The organism is Paracoccus sp. (in: a-proteobacteria) (genome assembly GCF_046462195.1).
In the GTDB taxonomy this organism is placed as follows: Bacteria; Pseudomonadota; Alphaproteobacteria; order Rhodobacterales; family Rhodobacteraceae; genus Paracoccus.
The window spans coordinates 1-3531 of record NZ_JBKGUN010000265.1; the positions used below are offsets into that span (position 1 = coordinate 1).

At 63.6% G+C, this 3531-nt stretch carries 3 protein-coding genes; all 3 read left to right on the top strand.

Going from position 1 to position 3531, the window contains the following annotated elements; translation table 11 throughout:
* Positions 1-24 precede the first annotated feature (24 nt).
* The 3 genes from secG (at position 25) to ACLHHB_RS16050 (ending at position 3064) form a co-directional block, all read left to right on the top strand.
* On the top strand, positions 25-639 hold the full coding sequence (gene secG, locus ACLHHB_RS16040) for a preprotein translocase subunit SecG (protein ID WP_410219283.1): 615 nt from the start codon (positions 25-27) through the stop codon (positions 637-639).
* Between the two features lie 167 nt (positions 640-806).
* A complete protein-coding gene (locus tag ACLHHB_RS16045) occupies positions 807-2450 on the top strand; it encodes a CTP synthase (protein ID WP_410219284.1) in 1644 nt (547 codons plus the stop codon).
* The gene (locus tag ACLHHB_RS16050; RefSeq protein WP_410219285.1) at positions 2339-3064 is read left to right on the top strand and encodes an MrcB family domain-containing protein; all 726 of its coding nucleotides are present in this window, start codon (positions 2339-2341) and stop codon (positions 3062-3064) included. The genes ACLHHB_RS16045 and ACLHHB_RS16050 overlap by 112 nt, the downstream gene beginning before the upstream one ends.
* The last annotated feature ends 467 nt before the right edge of the window (positions 3065-3531 follow it).

Sequence of the window (3531 nt, forward strand, 5' to 3'; positions counted from 1 at the left end):
TCCGCAAATGAAAGGCCGAAAGCCGTGGAAAACGTCATTCTGACCGTCCATCTGATCCTGGCAGCGATGCTGACCGGGGTTGTGCTGCTGCAACGTTCCGAAGGGGGCGGGCTGGGCATGGGCGGCGGTGGTGGCGGCGCAGGGGGCGTCATGTCCGGTCGCCAGGCGGCCAATGCGCTGACCCGGCTGACTTGGATCCTGGGTGTCGCGATCTTCTGCACATCGATCGGCTTGACGGTTCTGGCGGCACGACAGGCCAGCACGGGCTCGGTTCTGGACCAGCTGGGCGTGCCTGCCGGCAACCAGTCGCAGACAAACGTGCCGACGCTGCCGGCCTATACCCCGCCGCCCGCGACTGGCGGCAACCCGCTGACCCCGCCTGCACCCGATGCGCCTGCCGGCGAAAGCCCCGCAGCCGCGGCGCCTGTCCCGCAGGCCCCCGCTGCTCAGGCCCCCGAAGTCCAGGCACCTGCCGCCGACGTGACGCCTCCCGCGGTTGCACCGGCCCCGGCAGCGCCCGCTGTTCCGGTCGAAGCGGCGCCGGAGGCGGAGGCGATCGCACCGCCTGCCGCGGTCGAAACGCCCGGGCCGGCCGAAGCCGGGTCGGACATCCAAGGCGGCGGTCAACCAGCCAACTGAGGCTGACATGATTACCGGGGCGGGCCGATTTCCGCCCCAATCAACTTGCGGTCCGTTGCGACCACGGGGCGAATCGGATATGGCTCGACTCCCGTGATGCTGGTCGTTCGGCGGCCCGCAACCTGACAAAATTTGCACATCAAGACTTGCACATCACGGGGGCCTCCATGGCGCGATACATCTTCATCACCGGCGGCGTGGTCTCGTCCCTTGGCAAAGGGCTGGCCTCGGCGGCGTTGGGTGCGCTGTTGCAGGCCCGCGGCTTTACCGTGCGCCTGCGCAAGCTTGATCCTTACCTGAACGTCGACCCCGGCACGATGAGCCCGTTCGAGCATGGGGAGGTCTTCGTCACCGATGACGGCGCCGAGACTGATCTGGACCTGGGCCATTACGAACGTTTCACCGGGGTCAGCGCGCGGCGCACCGACAGCGTGTCTTCCGGGCGGATCTATTCCAACGTGCTGGAAAAGGAACGCCGCGGCGAATACCTGGGCAAGACGATCCAGGTGATTCCGCACGTCACGAACGAGATCAAGGACTTCCTGTCGATCGGCGATGACGAGGTCGATTTCATGCTGTGCGAGATCGGCGGCACGGTCGGCGACATCGAGGGCCTGCCCTTCTTCGAGGCGATCCGCCAGTTCACCCACGAACGCCCGCGCGGCGAATGCATCCTGATGCACCTGACGCTGCTGCCCTATCTGGCGGCCAGCGGTGAACTGAAGACCAAACCCACCCAGCACAGCGTCAAGGAACTTCAGTCGATCGGCCTGGCGCCGGATGTGCTGGTATGCCGGTCCGAACACCCGATCCCGGAAAAGGAGCGGGCCAAGATTGCGCTGTTCTGCAACGTGCGTCCTGATGCCGTGATCCCGGCCTATGACCTCAAGACCATCTACGAGGCTCCGCTGGCCTATCATCGTGCCGGCTTGGACCGCGCCGTTCTGGATGCCTTCCAGATCAGCCCCGCCCCGCGTCCCGACCTGTCGAAATGGGAAGACGTGATGGACCGCTTGGACAATGCCGAAGGTCAGGTGAACATCGCCATCGTCGGCAAATACACCCAATTGGAGGATGCTTACAAATCCATTGCCGAGGCGTTGACCCATGGCGGCATGGCCAATCGCGTGCGCGTCAAGGCCGACTGGGTGGACAGCGAAAAGCTGGAAGGCGAAGGTGCCCATCTGCTGGACGGCTATCATGGCATCATCGTGCCGGGCGGCTTTGGCGAACGCGGCACCGAGGGCATGGTGACTGCGGCCCGCTATGCCCGCGAAAAGAAGGTGCCCTATCTGGGGATCTGTCTTGGCATGCAGATGGCAGTGATCGAGGCCGCCCGTCATCTGGCCGGCATGCCCGATGCCGGTTCCGAAGAGTTCGACCACGAGGCGGGCAAGACCCGCTTCACGCCGGTTGTTTATCACCTCAAGGAATGGGTGCAGGGAAACTATACCGTCCAGCGCAAGGTGGGTGACGACAAGGGCGGCACGATGCGTCTGGGTGCCTATACTGCCGTTCTGTCCGAAGGCTCGCGCATTTCCGAAGTGTATGGCGGTATGACCCAGATCGAGGACCGCCACCGCCACCGTTACGAAGTGGACGCCACCTACCGCACCCAGCTGGAAAAGGCGGGCCTGTGTTTCTCGGGCATGTCGCCCGACGGCAAGCTGCCGGAAGTCGTGGAATATGCCGACCATCCGTGGTTCATCGGCGTGCAATCCCACCCCGAACTGAAATCCAAGCCCTTCCAGCCTGCGCCCCTGTTCGCAGGTTTCGTTCGCGCCGCGATGGAGGAAGGGCGGCTGGTCTGACCACGCCCCTGCCCCCGCTTGCCGCCGCGCTGTCCGATGCAGCGCGGCGCTATGCGTTCGAACGGAGCCGTCCCGTGGCAGGCAGTGCCTTTGCGCGGTTCTTTCGAAACGACCTAGCCCATATGGGTCGCGCGTTGATCGCTTCGCGCGCCGAGCCGCTGTTGGTTCGCGCCAGCACTGGCGCACCCGGATGGGCCAGCGTCCCATGGTTGGCGTTCTTTGCGCCGCAGGTGACGCGCAGCATGCGACACGGGCTTTATGTTGTCTTTTTCATCAACGCTCAAAGCGAACGCATTGTCCTGTCCCTGCAGCACGGAGCGGCAGACGCGCTGACGGCGCTGGGGCCTGAACAGGGCCGCGCCCATTTGCGCCAGATGGCCGCCGCCACACAGAGAGCGGCAGGCCTAGGCCACGGCTTCTCACACGCGCCGATCAGCCTCGGTTCTTCGGCTGCACTTCCGCTGGGTTACGAAGCCGGCTGCGCCCTCAGTCGCAGTTGGGCTGCAGATGCGCCGCACCTGTCGTTGCTCGAGGCCGACCTGACGCAGATGCTGGATCTTTATCGCGATCTTGTCCCCGCAGCATCCTTGGGCCCAGCCATGCCTCGTTCCTGACTGCATGCTGCGTCGCCACGGCAGGCGGTCGTACGATACGGGTTGATAAATTCTGGTTGCGACAAGGCTGCCCCTTCACATGCTGTCTGTCGCAACAGCACCGATAAGGTCATCCAGTCAGCCAGAGAAATCTTCACCGACCGAAACCTGCGATGTTTTGATGGCTCTCCGGATTTGCCTGTTCACCCGTGCCCGCACGCGCCTCCGGAAATCGGCCTGTCATGCTTCTTTCCTTCAGCGAGAGAAATGGAGGAGGCTCCCCCTTCGCCTTTGGACAGACACCCCCTTCCTGATCAGCAGCGGCTGCCTCTAGCATCCTGCCAGACCTGCACCACAGAGGACTGCCGCTCTTCGATGCAATCCAATGAGGGCAGGCGGTATGTCGATGTTCTGTCAATATATCGAGAAGTCCGCGAAGACAGAACAACAGCACTCGTCAACAGCATCTTAAGAAGGGAAAAAAGGGA